14 protein-coding genes are annotated in these 16,784 nt (G+C 67.4%); 10 read left to right on the top strand and 4 right to left on the bottom strand.

The features are described 5' to 3' along the window. Positions 1-68 precede the first annotated feature (68 nt). The 3 genes from N0B15_RS04245 to N0B15_RS04235 all read left to right on the top strand — a co-directional run bounded on the left by N0B15_RS04245 (position 69) and on the right by N0B15_RS04235 (position 1,743). On the top strand, positions 69-524 hold the full coding sequence (locus N0B15_RS04245; protein ID WP_263018225.1) for a 30S ribosomal protein S19e: 456 nt from the start codon (positions 69-71) through the stop codon (positions 522-524). A 172-nt stretch (positions 525-696) separates the two neighbouring features. Then, the gene (locus N0B15_RS04240; RefSeq protein ID WP_263018224.1) at positions 697-1,050 is read left to right on the top strand and encodes a DNA-binding protein; all 354 of its coding nucleotides are present in this window, start codon (positions 697-699) and stop codon (positions 1,048-1,050) included. A 102-nt stretch (positions 1,051-1,152) separates the two neighbouring features. Beyond that, the gene (locus N0B15_RS04235) at positions 1,153-1,743 is read left to right on the top strand and encodes a DUF7411 family protein (protein WP_263018336.1); all 591 of its coding nucleotides are present in this window, start codon (positions 1,153-1,155) and stop codon (positions 1,741-1,743) included. 11 nt (positions 1,744-1,754) lie between these two features. Here N0B15_RS04235 and N0B15_RS04230 read toward each other — a convergent pair whose 3' ends face one another. Further along, positions 1,755-2,801: a sensor histidine kinase gene (locus tag N0B15_RS04230; RefSeq protein ID WP_263018223.1), complete on the bottom strand. Its 1,047-nt coding sequence runs from the start codon at positions 2,799-2,801 to the stop codon at positions 1,755-1,757. Positions 2,802-2,938: 137 nt separating this feature from the next. Between N0B15_RS04230 and hisS the strand changes: the two genes are divergently transcribed. The 5 genes from hisS to N0B15_RS04205 all read left to right on the top strand — a co-directional run bounded on the left by hisS (position 2,939) and on the right by N0B15_RS04205 (position 10,991). Continuing rightward, complete coding sequence (hisS, locus tag N0B15_RS04225; protein WP_263018222.1) at positions 2,939-4,237, top strand: histidine--tRNA ligase; 1,299 nt, start codon at positions 2,939-2,941, stop codon at positions 4,235-4,237. A 134-nt stretch (positions 4,238-4,371) separates the two neighbouring features. Then, positions 4,372-6,333 (top strand): hypothetical protein, encoded by a 1,962-nt coding sequence (locus N0B15_RS04220; protein WP_263018221.1) that lies wholly within the window; start codon positions 4,372-4,374, stop codon positions 6,331-6,333. Position 6,334: 1 nt separating this feature from the next. Further along, complete coding sequence (locus N0B15_RS04215; protein ID WP_263018220.1) at positions 6,335-9,595, top strand: hypothetical protein; 3,261 nt, start codon at positions 6,335-6,337, stop codon at positions 9,593-9,595. A gap of 88 nt (positions 9,596-9,683) precedes the next feature. Beyond that, positions 9,684-10,595, top strand: a complete 912-nt coding sequence (locus N0B15_RS04210) for a peptidoglycan recognition protein family protein (RefSeq protein ID WP_263018219.1) — start codon at positions 9,684-9,686, stop codon at positions 10,593-10,595. Between the two features lie 42 nt (positions 10,596-10,637). Beyond that, on the top strand, positions 10,638-10,991 hold the full coding sequence (locus N0B15_RS04205; RefSeq protein WP_263018218.1) for a thioredoxin family protein: 354 nt from the start codon (positions 10,638-10,640) through the stop codon (positions 10,989-10,991). Here N0B15_RS04205 and N0B15_RS04200 read toward each other — a convergent pair whose 3' ends face one another. Further along, positions 10,992-12,482, bottom strand: a complete 1,491-nt coding sequence (locus tag N0B15_RS04200; protein WP_263018217.1) for a sulfatase — start codon at positions 12,480-12,482, stop codon at positions 10,992-10,994. It lies immediately after the preceding gene. Between the two features lie 139 nt (positions 12,483-12,621). Here N0B15_RS04200 and truA point away from each other — a divergent pair, with 139 nt between their 5' ends. Both truA and N0B15_RS04190 read left to right on the top strand, forming a co-directional pair. Further along, positions 12,622-13,431, top strand: coding sequence for a tRNA pseudouridine(38-40) synthase TruA (gene truA, locus N0B15_RS04195; protein WP_263018216.1), 810 nt, complete (start codon positions 12,622-12,624; stop codon positions 13,429-13,431). Between the two features lie 35 nt (positions 13,432-13,466). Continuing rightward, a complete protein-coding gene (locus tag N0B15_RS04190; protein ID WP_263018215.1) occupies positions 13,467-13,709 on the top strand; it encodes a hypothetical protein in 243 nt (80 codons plus the stop codon). Positions 13,710-14,011: 302 nt separating this feature from the next. Here N0B15_RS04190 and N0B15_RS04185 read toward each other — a convergent pair whose 3' ends face one another. Both N0B15_RS04185 and N0B15_RS04180 read right to left on the bottom strand, forming a co-directional pair. Then, complete coding sequence (locus tag N0B15_RS04185; RefSeq protein WP_263018214.1) at positions 14,012-15,646, bottom strand: cellulase family glycosylhydrolase; 1,635 nt, start codon at positions 15,644-15,646, stop codon at positions 14,012-14,014. A gap of 269 nt (positions 15,647-15,915) precedes the next feature. Beyond that, on the bottom strand, positions 15,916-16,784 hold an 869-nt coding region (locus N0B15_RS04180; protein WP_263018213.1), incomplete at its 5' end, for a PKD domain-containing protein.

Raw genomic sequence — 16,784 nt, 5'->3', positions numbered from 1 at the left:
GGACGGCCAGTACGCTCGAGCGGGCACAAACGACGGCCTTAAATGTCGCGACAGGAAACCAGACCCCAATGGCTACGATGTACGACGTTCCGGCGGAGGCGCTGCTCGAAGCGCTCGCTGCCGACCTCGAGGACCGACTCGACGAACCCGACTGGGCCGCCGTCGCGAAGAGCGGTGTCGACCGCGAACTCCCACCCGAACAGGAGGACTTCTGGGCGGTTCGCGCAGCGAGTCTCCTGCGGAAGGTCTCGATGAAGGGACCGATCGGTGTCGACCGTCTCGCGACCGAGTACGGCGGCGGCAAAAACGGCTCGAACCGCTACCAGGTCGCCCCCGACCGCCGCGCGAACGGCTCGCGAAACCTCATCCGCACCATCCTCCAGCAGCTCGAGGAGGAAGGCTACGTCGAGACCGCAGACGGCGAGGGCCGACGCATCACCGCCGAGGGACAGAGCTTCCTCGACGACACCGCCGGCACCGTCCTCACGGAGCTCGACCGGCCCGAACTCGAGCGGTACGCCTGAACTAGGAGCCACTGCAAGTCGGTGCACACATGATCGCCAGACGGGTCGGCGATCGGTGTGTAAATCGTTGCAGTTGGTACTATAGCGAGCACTCGAGAGCGCGCGTCGTCGGAACACGCGGCTCCTGCCTTCGTCCGTAATCATTTTCCCTCGGGCGACAGAACGGGCGTATATGAGCGAACAGCCCGACGAACTCGACGAGCTTCGACAGAAGCGTCTCGAAGAGCTTCAGGAGCGAACGGAACAGGGTGAAGGGACGGGAGACGCGGCGGCACAGGAGGCCGCACAGCAGCAAGCCGAGGCACAGAAACAGGCGCTGTTGCGCCAGTTCCTCACCGACGAGGCCAGAAAGCGTCTCAACACGGTGAAGATGAGCAAGCCGAGTTTCGGCGAGCAGGTCGAAAACCAGGTCGTCGCCCTCGCGCAGAGCGGCCGTCTCCAGGGACGGGTCGACGACGCACAGATGAAACAGCTGCTGACCGAGCTCCAGCCCGAGAAGAAGAGCTTCGACATCAAACGCCGCTAACGTGAGTCCGGGACAGCGGCCAGAGCCACCCGCCCGAACCCTCGAGCGGTGGCGCCGACGGACGGGCCACGCAGGCGGTTCACGGACGGAGGGCAGGCCGTGATGCGTCTGGGCCTGCTCTACAGCGGCGGGAAGGACTCGACGCTCGCGGCGTTACTGCTCGCGGACTTCTACGAGGTGACGCTCGCGACCGCACACTTCGGGATCACCGACGACTGGAAACACGCCCGCGACACCGCCGAAGCCGCAGGGTTCGCCTTCGAGCGCGTCGACGTAGAGCGGGCGGTCGCCGAGGAGGCCGTCGAGCGCATCCGCGAGGACGGCTACCCCCGGAACGCGATTCAGTTCGTCCACGGCCACGCCCTCGAGACGCTCGCGGAGGCTGGCTTCGACGCGGTCGCCGACGGCACCCGCCGCGACGACCGGGTGCCGACGGTCTCGAGGGCACAGGCCCAGAGCCTCGAAGACCGCCACGACGTCGACTACATCGCACCGCTATCGGGGTTCGGCCGCAACGCCGTCGACCGCCTCGTCGCCGACCGACTCGAGGTCACCGTCGGCCCGAGCGAGGAGATTACGCGCGCAGACTACGAGGCGGAGTTACGCCACCTGATCGCCCAGGAGGAGGGAGCCGACGCGGTGGAAACCTACTTTCCGGCGCACGAGCAGACGCACGTCACCGGACTCCGGTGATCGGCCGTGGGTCAGCGTCTGGTGAACTCGAAGCGCGCACCGCCGCTCTCGCTCTCGGTGACCGACACCGACCAGTTGTGCGCATCGGCGATGGCGCGAACGATCGAGAGACCTAATCCTGAGCCGTCGGCCGCCGTCGAGAAGCCGCGCTCGAGTACCCGGGTGCGTTTCACCGCGGGAATACCGGGTCCGTCGTCCTCGACGAAGAAGCCCGTCTGCGTCGTACCGACGCGGACGCAGACGTCGTCGGGACCGTGGTCGACCGCGTTTCGAAACAGGTTCTCGAAGAGCTGTCGCGCCCGGGACCGGTCGACCGAGAGCGTGCGAGTGCCGTCGGTCTCGAGGGTCGCCTCGCCGGTGTCGACGGTCGCCCAGGCGTCGCTCACGAGCGCGACGAGTTGCACCTCCTCGGGGTCGTCGACGTAGCGGCCGCCGCGAGCGATCGAGAGCGTCTCGTCGATCAGGACGTTCATACGCTCGAGCGCAGCGGCGACCTCGCGGAGGTGGTCGGGGTTGCCGGTACGGTAGGTCTCCTCGAGACGGCCCTGGGCGACGTTGAGCGGGTTTCTGAGGTCGTGGCTGACGACGGAGGCGAACTCCTCGAGACGGGCGTTCTGGCGGCGGGCCTCGCGGACGGCGGCGCGCTGGCGGACCTCGTAGAGACCGGCGATCGAGCCCGCGGCGACGCCGACGGTGCCGCTCAGCAGGGTGAGGTAGAGCGGTTCGACGACCGACGTGCCGTGGAGGGTCAGCACGTGGAGGTGGAGACCGGTCACGAGCGAGGCTGCGAGAAACCCCCCGAGACCGTAGGCGAAGACGGAGAGGCGGTCGCGCGCGGTGACGTCCTGGGTGAGGAGCCACCGGTCGACGAGGACGACCGTCGCCGCGGCCAGCAGCGGGAAGACACCCTCTAAGAGCGCCTGCGTCGCCACGTTCTGGGCGGCGACACGGAGACCGATGACCGCGGCGAGGACGACGCCGAGTGCGGACAGCGGCGAGACTGGCAGTTGCTCACCGAGCGTCCACAGCCAGTCGTCCGTGTCGGCGGTGTGTTGCATGTGGTCGTCGTCACCGGCGGAGAGTATGAAACTACGGGAGAATATCCGTCGGTTATGAGAGTAATCAATCTGTACGGATCGGGAGGAAACGTCCGCGAACGGAAGCTTAGAAGTGGGCGGTAGCCGAACGGACGGCCATGTACGACCGAATCAAGGGATTTCGTGACTTCTACCCCGGCGAGATGGCCGCTCGACGAGAGGCGATCGACGGTCTCGAGCGCGTCGCTCGCCGGTACGGCTTTCGCGAAATCGGGACGCCCGCACTCGAACGGGCGGCGATGTGGACCGAGAAGAGCGGTGACGACATCGTCGAGGAACTCTACGCGTTCGAAGACCAGGGCGGGCGTCACGTCACGCTGACGCCGGAGCTGACGCCGACGGTCGCACGGATGGTCGTCGCGAAACAGCAGGCGCTCTCGAAGCCGATCAAGTGGTTCTCGACGCGGCCGTTCTGGCGCTACGAGCAGGTCCAGCAGGGCCGCCAGCGCGAGTTCTACCAGACGAACCTCGACATCTTCGGCTCGAGCGAGCCCGAGGCCGACGCCGAGGTGCTGGCGTGGGCGGCCGACGCGCTCACCGAACTCGGACTCACCGGCGAGCACTTCGAGTTCCGGATCTCCCACCGGGACATTCTGGGTGGCCTGCTCGAGAGCTACGACGAGCGCGTCGACACCGCGGCGGCGATCCGCGCCGTCGACAAGTCGGACAAACTCGAGCAGGCCGAGTACCACGGCCTGCTGGCCGACGCCGGACTCACGGCGGGCGACGCCGCGGAGTTCGCCGACCTCGTCGCGGGCGGTGATCTCGAGGAGGTCGTCGAGGTCGCAGACAGCGAGACCGTCACCGCGTCGGTCGAGAACCTCCAGGCGGTGCTCGCGGCGGCCGAGGACTTCGGGGCGCGTGAGTACTGTACGATCTCGCTCGAGACGGCGCGCGGGCTGGATTACTACACGGGCGTCGTCTTCGAGTGTTTCGACTCGACGGGCGAGGTCTCGCGATCGATCTTCGGCGGCGGACGCTACGACGACCTGATCGAACGCTTCGGCGGTCAGCCGACGCCTGCGGTCGGCGTCGCCCCCGGCCACGCGACGCTGTCGTTGCTGCTGCAGCGCGCGGGCGTCTGGCCCGAGGAAGCGATCACGACCGACTACTACGTCCTCCAGGTCGGCGATACCCGGCCGGTCGCCGCGCGCATCGCCCGCGACCTCCGCGCGCACGGGAACGTCGTCGAGACCGACGTCGCCGGGCGCTCGTTCGGCGCGCAACTGAACTACGCCGACTCGATCAACGCCGAGACGACGGTGATCGTCGGCGAGCAGGACCTCGAGAACGACGAGGTGACGCTGAAGGACATGGAGAGTGGCGAGCAGGTGCAGGTGCCGGTCGAGGGCTTCCCCGGCGAGGCGACCCGGCCGACCGTCGACGGTCTCGAGTGAGCGCGCTCGGTGTCGGTCTCGGCGGCACGTCTCGGGTGAGCCGATGACAGGACTGGTGAGTATGGTAGATAATCTCTCGCACCGCCGAAAAGCTTTAGCTCCCCTCTTGTGGTGGAAGAACTCGGGTCAGGGCCATGTCCATAGAGAGCGACATCATTCCGGACGGACCGATCTGGTTCGGTGGCGATCTGGTGACGACGACCGCGGACGAACAGGGCTACGACTACTCGCTACGGTGGCTGCCCGATAAGAACAATCGGGCGTTGCGAGAGGCCGGAGAGCCGATGCGGTTCTACTACTTGCCACAGGAGATCCGTCTCGCGACCGAACACGACTCGCCACACTATCAGTTTCACTTACAGGACTTCGCTGGCGTGCTCGATCCGGACGTCAACGTGGGTGCGCCGGGCCACGCCGAGGTCAGCGGCGGCTACCTGACGTTCACGACGACGATGGGCGTGCCCGAACCCGTGATGGAGGCGTCGAAAGACGAACTCAAGGCGCTGCTCGAGGACCGCTACGAGGGCCACCCGCTGTTGGGGTGGAACAACAGCCTGCCCGAACCGGCGTTCGACAACGTACCGATCGTCGACTCGGAGACCAGGCTCCATCCGGTCAGCGTCCGTGACGCCGAGAAACGGCTTGCGGGCGAGGACGAACTCGACGACGTCGACATTCCGCCGTGGGGCTGGCACGTCGAGGGCGAGGGAAAGGGACCGATCAACCCGACCTCGACGAACGCCTTCTCGGTGCTCCTCGGGAACTTCCCGACGCTGCTCATCCGCGGGGCCGCAGAGAGCGGCGAGAGCAACATCACCGTCGAGAACGACATCACCTACAACGTCAACGCACCCGAGGTGTCGATCACGGTCCGTGGCGAGTGGGAGGCCATCTTCGAACACTTCTCGGCCGCCGCCGAGGGCGGCATCTTCTGGCTCCGCGGCGAACTGAACAAGGAGGTCGAATCGATGGTCAGAGAGGGCGTCCTCGAGGTCGAGATCGACTACAACGAGGAGTTCGTCGAAGAGGGTGACCTCGAGCGCTGGGAGTCGGCCGCCAACGAGATCGCAGACACCTTCCTCGAGCGGGCGAGCGAGACGATACTGAGCCAGGAAGCGCCCGACGTCGAGGCTGCAGAGGCCAGTTCGCCCTGGTGGCGCTGGAGCGGGGACGCCGAACTCAAAGACGTCCAGCAGGAACACGGCCTCTCACTCGAGTACAGCAAGCGGATCACCGGCCGGACGAACCGGTACGAGACGATTTCGACGACGATGGACGGCCTGTTCGATCAGCTACAGACGGACGAAGACGCCTGGGATCGCTACTTCAGCCGGGTCTACCTCGACGAGGGCTGGCAGAAGGTGTACGTGATCGCCACGGTGAACGCCAACTGGGGTGACGGCGAGCGAGCGGGCGATCCGATCCACCACGTCTCCTGTGACGTCGGCTACCCGACCAGCGAGGGTGACGTCCAGTTCAGAGGCCAGGCACGCTACCGCGACGATCCGACCGATCCCGACCTCTCCGAGGAGAACACCGACACGCTCTGGGTGGCCGACACACCCCACCGGCTGTTCGTCTGGGAGTTCATCAAACAGGACCACACCGACGCCGTCGAGAACCCGAACGAGATCCACGTCCAGGAGCGGATCGCCTTCGACGAGGCCGGCGCGTACGTGCTGGTCGACACACTCGAGCGGGCCTACACGACCGAAGACCACACCCTCGAGATCCGTGCCGACAGCGCGGGCCACCTCGCGGTCGGTCCGATCGAACCCGACATGCCGCTGGGCAGCGAGCAGGTGGCGGTCGTCCTGACGCTTCGTGCACCCGACGTACCGGACAAACGCATCCAGTTCAGCGCGGACGAGCCCGGACCGGCCTACTGGGACGTCTGGTACCCACCCGAGGAGCACCCCGGGAGCTACGAGTACAAGGTCGAGGCGGTCGTCAGGCCGCCGATGTTCGGACTCGAGGAACTCCGGTGGGAGTCCGACTGGCGGACCGTCGAGGGCAACGGCCCGCTGATCGCCGACGTGCCACCCGCGCCCGAGGAGCTCCGTGAGGACCTCCGGGAGTACCTCCAGGGTGACTGAAATGGGGGAGACACCGACGGCGTTTCCGATCGACTGGAAGACGGTTCGGAGCGCGGGAACCCAGCTACTCACTCGCGCGCTCGGAGAACCGATCTTCGAACCGGCGACCGCCGACGCCGAGGAACGCCAGCGAACCAGCGACGCCGAGGGGCGCCTCTACGAGCACCTCCCGTCCGGATTGCCGGTCGTCCAGGCGGGAACGCCCCTCGAGTTCGGGGCGGTTCTCGCGGACCGTCACCGGTCGGACCGGTCGTGGTACGTCCCCGAGTACGTCGGCTCGGTGCCCGAGGAGCCGCTCATGCTGTGTGAGGTGGTGGGCCACCAGTCGGGTGAGCCGGTGTGGGGGGCGACGCTCCGCTACGCGTTCGAGTCCCGAACGCCACCGGCCGTCGCCGAGCGGACCGACGACGGGAGGCTCGAGGCAGCCCCGACACGGATCACCGAGACGACGCTGCGGATTCCGGAGGTCGACGCACAGACCGGCGAGCGCGAGTGGGTCGAACACGAGTCGGTGGCGCTCGAGGATGGTGTGGTGACGTTCGAACTCACCGGCGAGCGCCTCAAACAGGCGTATCAGCTGATCGCCCGCGAGGATCCCGAGAGAGACGGGCAGGCGAGACCGGCTCTCGTGTTCGCCGTCGGCGTCGACGCCTGGGAGGACACCGCCGGTGTCGACGCCAACGACGGGTCCGACGCGGACCTCGTCTGGAGCCAGCCCGTCGTCTCGAGACGGCTGGATGACGTCGACGACGGAACGAGCGTCGGCTTCGAGCCACCCGCGGGCCAGGGACGGTACTTCGAAGCGCCACCCGTCGTGTTGGGGGCAGCCCAGACCGACGAGACCCGGGGCGCCGTCGGCGTGACGGTCGGGTCCGTCGAGACGACGGGCGTCGAGGTCGGTCTCGAGCGTCCGACGGGTGGCGACGGGGACCGGCCTCGGGAGCGTGTCCCCGCACGACGGGGCCGGGACGCCACCGACCGCGACTCGAGCGACGAGAGAGACAGCCGGAGGGTTCGCAGTCACGACCGGCGGAGGCGAGACGCCGTCGTCCGTGACCACCGCGATCGCGACTCGAGCGAGCGTCGAGAGCGGTCTCGAACGCGCGTCCCGTCACGGCGAGGGCGGGACGCCACCGACCGCAGCAGGGATGACGAGGACCGGCCTCGAGAGCGTGTCCCGTCACGGCGGGGCCGGGACACCACCGACCGAAGCAGGGACGACGGGGACCGGCCTCGAGAGCGTGTCCCGTCACGGCGGGGCCGGGACGCCACCGATCGCGACTCGAGCGACGAGAGAGACAGTCGGAGCGCCCGGGCTCGCAACCGGCGGAGTCGGGACGTCGTCGTCCGTGACCACCGCGAGCGCGACTCGAGCGACCCCGAGCCGTCGGTCGAACCCGAAACGGTCGGCGTCGTCGTCCTGCCGGAGGGACCGGTCCTCGACGCCGAGGGCGAAGCTGTCGGCGAGGCGGTACTCGAGCGCTCGCCGTCGACAGCCGCCTGGAGCGCGGTCGAACTCGCAGGCGAGGTCGACGATCCGGTCGTGCTGGCGCAGGCGGCTGGCGACGGGCACGTCGCGGTCGGGCTTCGAAACGTCAGTGCCAGCGGGTTCGAGTACGCACTCGAGCCCTGGGACGGAGCCGAGCCGACGCGCGTCGGGTTCGCAGTCCTCCGGACCGGTGGCTACGAACTCCTCGATGGAACCGTGATCGACGCGGGAACCGTCGAGACCGACGGCGAGTGGGCGTCGACGGCGTTGCGAAGCGGGTTCGACGACGAACCGGTCGTCATCAGCCAGCGCCAGACGGCGGACAACGGCCCGGACGTGGTGACGCGCCAGCGGTCGGTCGGGACGGATCGGTTCCGAACCAGACTGCAACGAAGCGAGCGAGGAGCGGCGCTCACCGACGAGACCGTGGGGTACGTCGCCGTCGAGAGGGGTGCGCCCCGCTACGACCTGCGGACGGTGACACTCGAGGAGCCGGTGCCGGTGGGCTACCCCTGTGAGGACAACCGTCACGCCTACGCAGCGGTCACCGACAGCGGCGAGACGGTGACGGTCGGCTGTGGCCCGCCGTGGGAGGAACCACTCCCGGACCGACAACACTACGAACGCCTGCGAGACGGCTCGGTTCCAGCCCCGGTGAGCGTCTTCCGCTCGCTGAGCGAGCGCGATACGTTCCTCGTCGTTCCCAACCGGTACGTCATCGGGAGGGATCCGGAGACCGGCGCACCGAGTGTCTACGTCGCCGGAAAGGCCTCACCGAGCGACGACCGCCTGACGCTCGTCCAGCTCGACGTCGCGCTCGTCCCCGCGCTCTCGCCGTACGACCGGGCAGCGATCTACAAGCACCTCTACGGCCACACCCGCGAAGTCGACGGCGTCCCGAACGCACCGATACTCCAGTGGCCGACGGATCTGTTCGGTGCGCTCGAGGCGTTCGAGTGGACGAGCGGTCTCGAGGTCGAGGGGACGCCGACACCGGTCGGGGGCGGACTCAGGCTGACGGCGAACTTCCGGGACACCGCCCAGGCGACGCTCGCGTTCGACCGGCTTCGCCAGCGCGGGTCGAACCTGAGCGGGTCGGTCGAGTGGGCGTTCGGCGACGCGACGAGCGCAGGGTCGGCCGTCACCCTCGACTTAGCGCAGACGGCGGGCGACGTCCTCGACGCGAGGGCCGATCCGGACACCGGACGTGTCACCCTCGAGAGTCGCTGTGACCGCCCCGTCTTCGTCGAGAAGCTGTTGCTCTTCGCCGAGGACCACACCGAACCGACGACCCACACGTTCGACGAGCCACTCGAACTCGAGGCCGGTGGCGAGACACGGATCGACGACGTCCTCGCGGCCGGGGAGACGCGAGCGGCACCGGCGTTTCGCATCGACGAGGACCCCGACGGCGCGTTCGAAGAGCGCCGGATCGACGTCGACCGACTCGAGGTGCCGTTGACGGTGACCGCCCAGCTCGGCGCGGCGGCCGAGGCGGTTGCTGGACTCGAGCTCCAGGTCCGGTTCCCGGGCGTCGGTGAGACGCGCCGTCTCGAGCTCGTCCCCGAGGACGGACGGTTCGCTGGCGTGACGGGCGTCGCCTACTTCCGCCTGCCGGTGACCTACTACCTCTCGCCCGACGAGCGGGTACTCGAGTACGAGGTGACCGTCCGGCTCGAGTCGGGCGAGGAGCGCGTGCTCGGCTGGCAGCGCCACCACCTGGGCGACTCGGCGACGCTCCACCTGCGGGCCGACGACGTCGGACTCGAGTGAACGGAGGACAGATGAACCACACACCACACGCCGACCGATGGACCGCCGCGGAAGCGAGAGCGCGCCAACCCCCACGAGGTGAGTACCGATGAGCACCCACCAGGACTGTTACAACTACACGCCGCTCGAGAGCGACGCGTTGATCGTCGACGGACGCCAGCTCCTCGCCGACCGGCCCGAGATCCGCAACTGGTCGTACGAGGAGATACACCACTTCCAGCGCCGCCGGAACGAGTGTCGCCACCCGGACGACGTCGAGGCGATCGTCGTCCACGAGACCGACTCGATGCAGTGGACCGAAGCGAGCATGCAGGCCCTCCAGAACAGAGGTGAAGGAGTCCACTTCGCCGTCTTGCGAGACGGGACCGTCTACCAGCACAACGACGTGGTCCAGCGGCTGGGCCACGCCAGACCGCACAACGGCTCCTCGATCGGGATCGAACTCGTCAACCAGCCAGACCCCGCCGGGAGTGGCGATCCACAGATCGAATCGACGATCTGGAACACCGAAGCCTCCGGTGATCGGCCCTACCGGCTGCCGACCGGCGAGCAGCTCCGGGCAACGTACCACCTGTTCGAGCACGTCGTGATCGGCGGGACCGGCTCACCGCTTTCGGTGCCGCTCGAGTGGCCGGGCGTCATCGGGGAGTACTACGTCGCGTTCCCGATTCCGGCGCTCCGAGGGCCGAATCCCGACCCGATCAGGGGCGTCGTCGCCCACGCGAACTTCACGTCGAAAGTCGATGGCCACGTCCCCACGCTCTACCTGTGGCTGCGCCTGAGCGGCGCTGGCGGCCGTCTCGGCCACACCGCAGCGCTCGAGCGAGCCATCCACCTCGCCGGAGACGGCCGGTACGCACCGGCGGGGAGCCTCACGGACCACGGACTCGACGGCCGGCCGGTCATCCCGCTCGAGGAGCCACCAGAAGAGGAGGAAGAAGAGGAAGCGGCCCCGCCGGCCGATGGCGAACCGCACTGGTGGGACTGGGAGGGGTTCTGAGCGGGACCGGGAGCCTTTGTGCCGTCGGCCCGTACGCGTCGTATGGCCGAGCACGACGCGAAACCGGTCAACCTTGCCGACGCCGCCGCACTCGAGCGGTTTCTCGACGAGCACGACCTGGCGCTGCTCGAGTTTTACACGGCTGGCTGTTCGATGTGTCAGGCGATGGAGCCGGTGCTCGGGAACGTCGCGCGGGCAACGGGCGTCCCGGTCGGGCTATGTAACCCCGGTGACGACGTGCACCTCGCCGACCGGTTCGCGATCCGGTCGGTCCCGACGCTGGTGCTGGTAGCGGAAGGTGAGGAGGTCGCCCGCCTCGCGGAGGGGTTCCAGCCGACGGCCGACGTGGTCGCGTTCGTCCGCGAGCACGCGCCGGACGCCGTCAGCGAGGAGTGATCAGAGGTAGCCGAGGTCTGCGAGGCGCTCTTCGGTCGAGGCGCGCATCGAGACGCTGCCCGTCGGCGTCGCCGCGTCGAGCCCCTCGGCGTGAGCCTCGAGTCGCTCGCGGAGGCGGGCGACACGCGCTGGCCGGTCGGGGGCGAGGTCGACCGACTCGTCGGGGTCGGTCGTGAGGTCGTGCAGACGCTCGAAGCCGTCGTCGCCGCGGACGTACTTCTCGTCGCGGGTTCGAATCGCCCGGAGGCTCCGGTCGAAGTCGTAGACGCGGTCGGGAAGTTCGCCGAAGCGAGCCTCGAGTCGGTCGATCGACGGCTGTGGCGCGGCGTACTCGGCGAAGACGGCCTCGCGCGGCGGGTCGTCGCTGGCCGGGTGGAGCGAGCGGCCACGGCTCTGTGCGCGGAGTTCGGGGTCGTCGACGCCCGTGGTCTCGAGCAGCGTCTCCGGGAGGTCGAGCAGCTGGACGAGGTCCTCGCGTGCGGGCGTGTCGACGAACGGGCCGCCGTAGCAGACGAGCGGGACGTGCAACAGCGTGTCGTAGAGGTTGTACTGGTGGCCGAAGAAGCCGTGGTCGCCGACGTTCTCGCCGTGGTCGCCACAGACGACGAGCAGGGTGTTCTCCTGGAGACCGCTCACCTCGAGCGCGCGTACGAGTCGCCGGAGGTGGTCGTCGACGTAGGCACCCTCGGCGTGGTAGAGCGCCCGGAGCAGCGTGAACTCCCGCTCGGTGAGTTCGTAGGCACCGACGTCGTAGGCGCGTGGGTCCTGTCTGATCGCGATCGCCTCCTCGTAGCTCGCGCCGTCGGGGAGGAACGCCTCGGCGTAGCGGCGGGGCGGTCGGTACTCGACGTGGGGTTCGATGTAGTTCGCGAAGAGGAAGAACGGCCGCTCGTCGTCGCGGCTCTCGAGCCAGTCGGTGATCCAGGTCGTGGTCCGGTCCGCGCCGTCGTCACCCGCCGGCTGGAGGAGTTCGCTGTAGAGGACGTTCGCGGCGTTGACCAGCGGGTTGCCCTCGAAGAGACGGTCGCGTGCGGCCTCGAACTTTCCCGAGAAGTGTTCGGCGCGAACGACGGTGCCCATGTCGACGTCGGACTGGACGAACTGCCAGCCGCGACGGAGGTGGTCGAAGCCGCGAGCGAAGCCGAACTCGTCGGTGATCCAGGTGTTGTTCGAGACGCCGATCGTCTCGTAGCCGGCGTCGGAGAACGCCTCCGCGACGGTCCGGTAGTCGTCTGTGAGGTAGGTGTGCCCGCCGTGTGCGCCGTGTTCTGACGGGTAGACGCCGGTGAACAGCGACGCGTGTGAGGGGAGCGTCCACGGCGCCGTCGAGAACGCCCGCTCGAACGTCGTTCCCGCCTCGCCGAGCGCCGTGAGCGTCGGCATCGTCCCCTCGTCGACGCTCGTCGCTCGAGCCGTGTCGAGGACGACGAGGACGACGTTCTCTACGCGTTCATGTGACGCAGGAACCTCACGATCGGAAGAGTCGGCCATCACAGCGATATCCACCCGTCACGGAGAAGGTCGACCCCCCGGCGTGTGCAGGCCGTTGAGAACGCCAGCCGACACCCGGGTCCGGTCCACCGAGCACGATAGATGGTGCTAACACGGACGAGCGCGACGCTCGAGACGAATGCCACGACGCGCCTTCCGCATCGCCTACGACGGAACGCCGTTCTCGGGCTTCCAGCGCCAGCCGGACGTTCGAACCGTCGAAGGGACGATCTTCGACGCTCTCGGCGCACTCGAGGTCTTCGAGGGGGAGAAGCCCCCCGGCTACGCCGCCGCCGGGCGGACGGACGCCGGCGTCTCCGCGCTCGCCCAGACGGTCGCCCTCGACGCCCCCGAGTGGCTCACGCCGCGTGCGCTGAACAGTCGGCTTCCCGAGACGGTCCGGTCGTGGGCCGCCTGTGACACCCCGGCGGACTTTCACGCCACCCACCACGCGAGCGAGCGCACCTACACCTACCACCTCTACGCGCCACCCGCTCGCGTCGACGACGAACGCGCCGAGGCGGCGCTCGAGGCACTCTCGGGTCGCCACGACGTACACAACCTCACCCCGGACGACTGGAACACCGACCGGACGCTCGAACTCGAGGCGACCCGCGACGGTGCCTACCTCGTACTGACGGCTCGAGCGGGCGGCTTCTGCCGGGAACTCGTCCGCCGACTGGTCTCGCTCGTCGAGGCGGTCGCGACGGGCGATACACCGCTGGAGAAGATCGATCGCGTGCTCGCGGCCGACCCGCTCCCGGGCCACGAGGGAATCGCTCCTGCACCACCGGAGCCGCTGGTGTTGACGCGCGTCGCCTATCCCGACCTCTCTTTCGAGACCGACCCCGACGCGCTCGAGCGCGCCCGCGAGTGTTTCGAGCGCCAGCGGATCGCTCACACCACCGGCGCACGGGTGGCGCGAACGATCGGGACCGGACTCGAGTGAGTGGCCTTTAGGTAGTCCCCACGTGACCAGTGGGCATGGATCTCTCACCCGAGGAGTACGGCGCGTACTGGCGCGCGTCGCTGCGCATCGCCGCCGGGGTGCTCGTCGTCGTCTTCGGTCGCAGACTGCCCGACGCGCTGCTGGCCCTCTCGGAAGTCGGTCCCATCGTCCTCGGCATCGTCTTCTACGTAGGAATCGTCCTCGTGAGCGTCTACCTGATCGTCCTCGGTCTCGCTCGCGTGATTCGAACGGCCGTCGACGCGGAGATGCGAGGGTAGGACGTAGAATCCTTCGATGATACAGAGATATCCGACAATTCTCTGGTTCAGAGAGTGTGGGAGAGAGACCTACGGAGAGAGAACGGCCCCTCTCCGAGGAAATAGGGTGGTTCGAAGGGTTCCAGCCTGAAATGAATTTTCAGTATTATACAGCGCAGGCTGACGTACGGGAGATAGTGCTACTCAGCAGACGGATCCCTCGAAACGGAACGTGCCGATCGAAAAATCGCGGGGTCGTCGACTCGCGAGACCCTACAGCATCTCGAACACTCCGAGACGAGAGTCTCGTACGCCCGAGCGTCTTACAGACGCTCGAACAGGGCAACGACGTCGTTGAAGCCAACGCTGCCGTTCCCGCTGAAGTCGAAGTACTCGACGTTGTTCTGGACGACGTCACCGTTGTGCTCTTCGAAGAACGTCACCACGTCGTTGAAGCCGAGGTTGCCGTCGCCGGTGATGTCCTCGTAGAGACCGTCGCCAGTGAGGTCCTGGGCGTCGTAGCCGTCGCCGTTGACGTCGAGACCGGACGGCTCAGGGTCTTCACCGCCGTTGCCGTCGCCTTCACCCTCGGCGATGGGGACGAGGTCGTCTTTGTACTCCTCTAGGTGTGCGCGGATGATCTCGCCCTGGAACTCACCTTCGTCCTGGGTCGCGAGCGCCCACTCACACGGGAGGTCCTCACAGTACTCGGGGAGGTCCTCGTTGAACGGGTCACCAGCGGCGTCCTGGTGCTCGGGGTGGTTCGGGTCCTCGTCGAGGAAGGGGCGGTAGAACATGACCGGCCGCCAGATCGGGTCGGCACACCAGGCCGTGTAGCTGATCGCCTCGTGTGACTCGAGCCACTCGAGGAACGGCGCGCCGAAGTCGTCGTACGAGCCAGCGATGTGCATGTCCGTGACGCCACCGCCCTGGGCCTGCTCCCAGCCGAACTCGGTGACGAACAGCGGGAACTCCTCGTAGACGCCGTCGACGCCTTCACCGTTGCCTGCAGCCTCGCCCCACGCCTGGTTCATACTGACGGTGTGGCCACCGTAGATGTGGTAGGTGTAGGCGAGGTTCTCACCCTCGAACGGCTCGAGGAGCGCACCCTCGGGGCTCTGCGTCCAGCTTGGCGAGCCGATGAGGATGATGTTGTCGGTGTGCTCGCGGATGGTGTCGACCCACGGCTGGGCGACGTCCAACCAGTCGTACCAGATGTCGGCGACCCACTGTTCTTCCTGTGGGTCGCCCCACATACCGGGGTTCGTCGGCTCGTTGTAGACCTCGAAGAGGACGTGGTCGCGGTCGCCGTAGCGCTCGGCGATGAAGTCCCAGTAGAGCTGGAGTTCGGGGTCGAGCGCCGGGTCGTCCCACGGCTGGTCACCGCTGCCCCAGTGGCGGTGGTAGTCGATGATGGCGTAGACGCCACGCTCGGCACACCGGTCGATCACGGCGTCGAGGTGGTTCTCACAGTAAGCCTCGAGGTCGCTCTCGTCGAACTCGCCGATCGGGTAGTCGCCGGTCGCGTAGTCGTCGGCGAGCGGCACCGGCGTCAGACCGGCGATGTTACCCGGCTCCGTCGGGATACGGAGGACGCGTGGGTGCCAGCCCTCGTCCTGGTTGGTCAGATAGTCGACGACGTCGAGCGCCGTCTTCCCGCGAACGTGTGCGGTGAGGTCGAGCTTCCCCGGGTCGGCCATGTTGAGGCCGCGAAGTTTGACCGTGTTCCCCTCGGTGTCGACGACGAGGTTGCCGTCGACCGAGAGCTTCGGGAGCGGGATGTCCTGGCCCGGGCCGTCCTCCTGGGAGGCGGCCGCGGTGCCGGAGAGTCCGACACCGAGACCGGTGGCCAGCGCACCGGCGCTGGCCGCTTTCATGAAGCTTCGGCGTGTCGTATCGAACGCCGGTCGGTCGCGTCGCTGTTCGTCCGTCTCGTGTGCTGTAGTGCGTTCACTCATTGCTGGTGTGCGCGTTATGCGCTACCTCCGTTGTACCATGTCTCATACCCTACGGACAAGACACAGTAGAGTGGTTCCTACAATAGATTAAAACTTTCTAGTGCTTAATGAAATTAATAGACTAATCGTATTGAATCGCTATCAGGAGAGAGGCGAGTGCAGCGGCTGATACGGGTACTGAACGAACCGAAAAACGAAGCGAGTCCAGCGAAAAATGGAAGCAAAACCGACCGAACGAGGTCGGTCACTCAGAACCGCAGGTGGTCAGTTCAGGAGACCGTGATGGTGACTTCGTGGGTCGTCGTGTCGCCGTCGTTGTTCGTCGCGGTCAGCGAGACGGTGTAGGTTCCCGAGGAACTGTAGCTGTGAGCGCCGAACCAGCCACTGCCGGTCGTGCCGTCGCCGAAGTCCCACTGGAGGTCCGTGACCCAGTGCTGTTCGTCGGTGGTGTCGGTCACGTGGAACTCGATGCGCTCACCAGCCGACGCGGACGTCGTCGTGGGGTCCAGCTCCGCGTAGAGATCACCCGTGTCGACAGGGTCGTCGCCACCGTTGTCGTCGCCACCGTTGTCGTCGCCGTTACCAGGGTCGCTCGGGTCGTCCGAGCCGCCCTCGACAGGCTGCCAGACGTACCAGTCCTGGTGCATCGGCTCCTGGTTCTGGGTGTACCACTGGGCCTCCCAGTTGGTGCCGTCGTGGGAGACGCGGTCGCCCTCGAGGTAGACCTCGTCTGCGTCCCAGGCGGGGTAGTCTCCAACGTCGTCGTCATCGTCGTCATCGTCATCGTCGTCATCGTCGTCGCCGACGCCGTCACCGACGACCAGTTCCACCGAGACGTCCTCGATGTCCATCTCGCCGCCGTCGTCGTCCTGGATCGAGTCCACGACCACCGTCACGTCCGTCGTACCGTCCGCGACGCCGTCTAGGTCGATCGTCGCCAGGTGGATGTCGCTGACACTTCCCGTCAGCGTACTCTCTAAGTCGACCGCCGAGATCTCCACCACCGAGCCGTCCGCCGCCACGTCGGTGGAGCCCAGTTCGAACTCGTCGCCGGCTGCGGCGCCAGTGATCTCCGCCACCGAACTGTCGACCGTTACGTCGACGCCGAACCCGGACAGGGCGTTCGGTGCGTGACCCA

This window comes from Natronobiforma cellulositropha (assembly GCF_025629245.1).
Taxonomy (GTDB): domain Archaea; phylum Halobacteriota; class Halobacteria; order Halobacteriales; family Natrialbaceae; genus Natronobiforma; species Natronobiforma cellulositropha.
The sequence above is the reverse complement of the archived record's forward strand: the minus strand, read 5'-3'. Positions and strand labels throughout refer to the sequence as shown.

Coding starts and splice junctions, on each gene's coding strand:
- N0B15_RS04220 (WP_263018221.1), top strand. CDS start 4,372: ATGTCCATAGAGAGCGACATCATTCCGGACGGACCGATCTGGTTCGGT.
- N0B15_RS04235 (WP_263018336.1), top strand. CDS start 1,153: ATGCGTCTGGGCCTGCTCTACAGCGGCGGGAAGGACTCGACGCTCGCG.
- N0B15_RS04200 (WP_263018217.1), bottom strand. CDS start 12,482: ATGGCCGACTCTTCCGATCGTGAGGTTCCTGCGTCACATGAACGCGTA.
- N0B15_RS04210 (WP_263018219.1), top strand. CDS start 9,684: ATGAGCACCCACCAGGACTGTTACAACTACACGCCGCTCGAGAGCGAC.
- N0B15_RS04190 (WP_263018215.1), top strand. CDS start 13,467: ATGGATCTCTCACCCGAGGAGTACGGCGCGTACTGGCGCGCGTCGCTG.
- N0B15_RS04205 (WP_263018218.1), top strand. CDS start 10,638: ATGGCCGAGCACGACGCGAAACCGGTCAACCTTGCCGACGCCGCCGCA.
- N0B15_RS04215 (WP_263018220.1), top strand. CDS start 6,335: ATGGGGGAGACACCGACGGCGTTTCCGATCGACTGGAAGACGGTTCGG.
- N0B15_RS04185 (WP_263018214.1), bottom strand. CDS start 15,646: ATGAGTGAACGCACTACAGCACACGAGACGGACGAACAGCGACGCGAC.
- truA (WP_263018216.1), top strand. CDS start 12,622: ATGCCACGACGCGCCTTCCGCATCGCCTACGACGGAACGCCGTTCTCG.
- N0B15_RS04245 (WP_263018225.1), top strand. CDS start 69: ATGGCTACGATGTACGACGTTCCGGCGGAGGCGCTGCTCGAAGCGCTC.
- hisS (WP_263018222.1), top strand. CDS start 2,939: ATGTACGACCGAATCAAGGGATTTCGTGACTTCTACCCCGGCGAGATG.
- N0B15_RS04230 (WP_263018223.1), bottom strand. CDS start 2,801: ATGCAACACACCGCCGACACGGACGACTGGCTGTGGACGCTCGGTGAG.
- N0B15_RS04240 (WP_263018224.1), top strand. CDS start 697: ATGAGCGAACAGCCCGACGAACTCGACGAGCTTCGACAGAAGCGTCTC.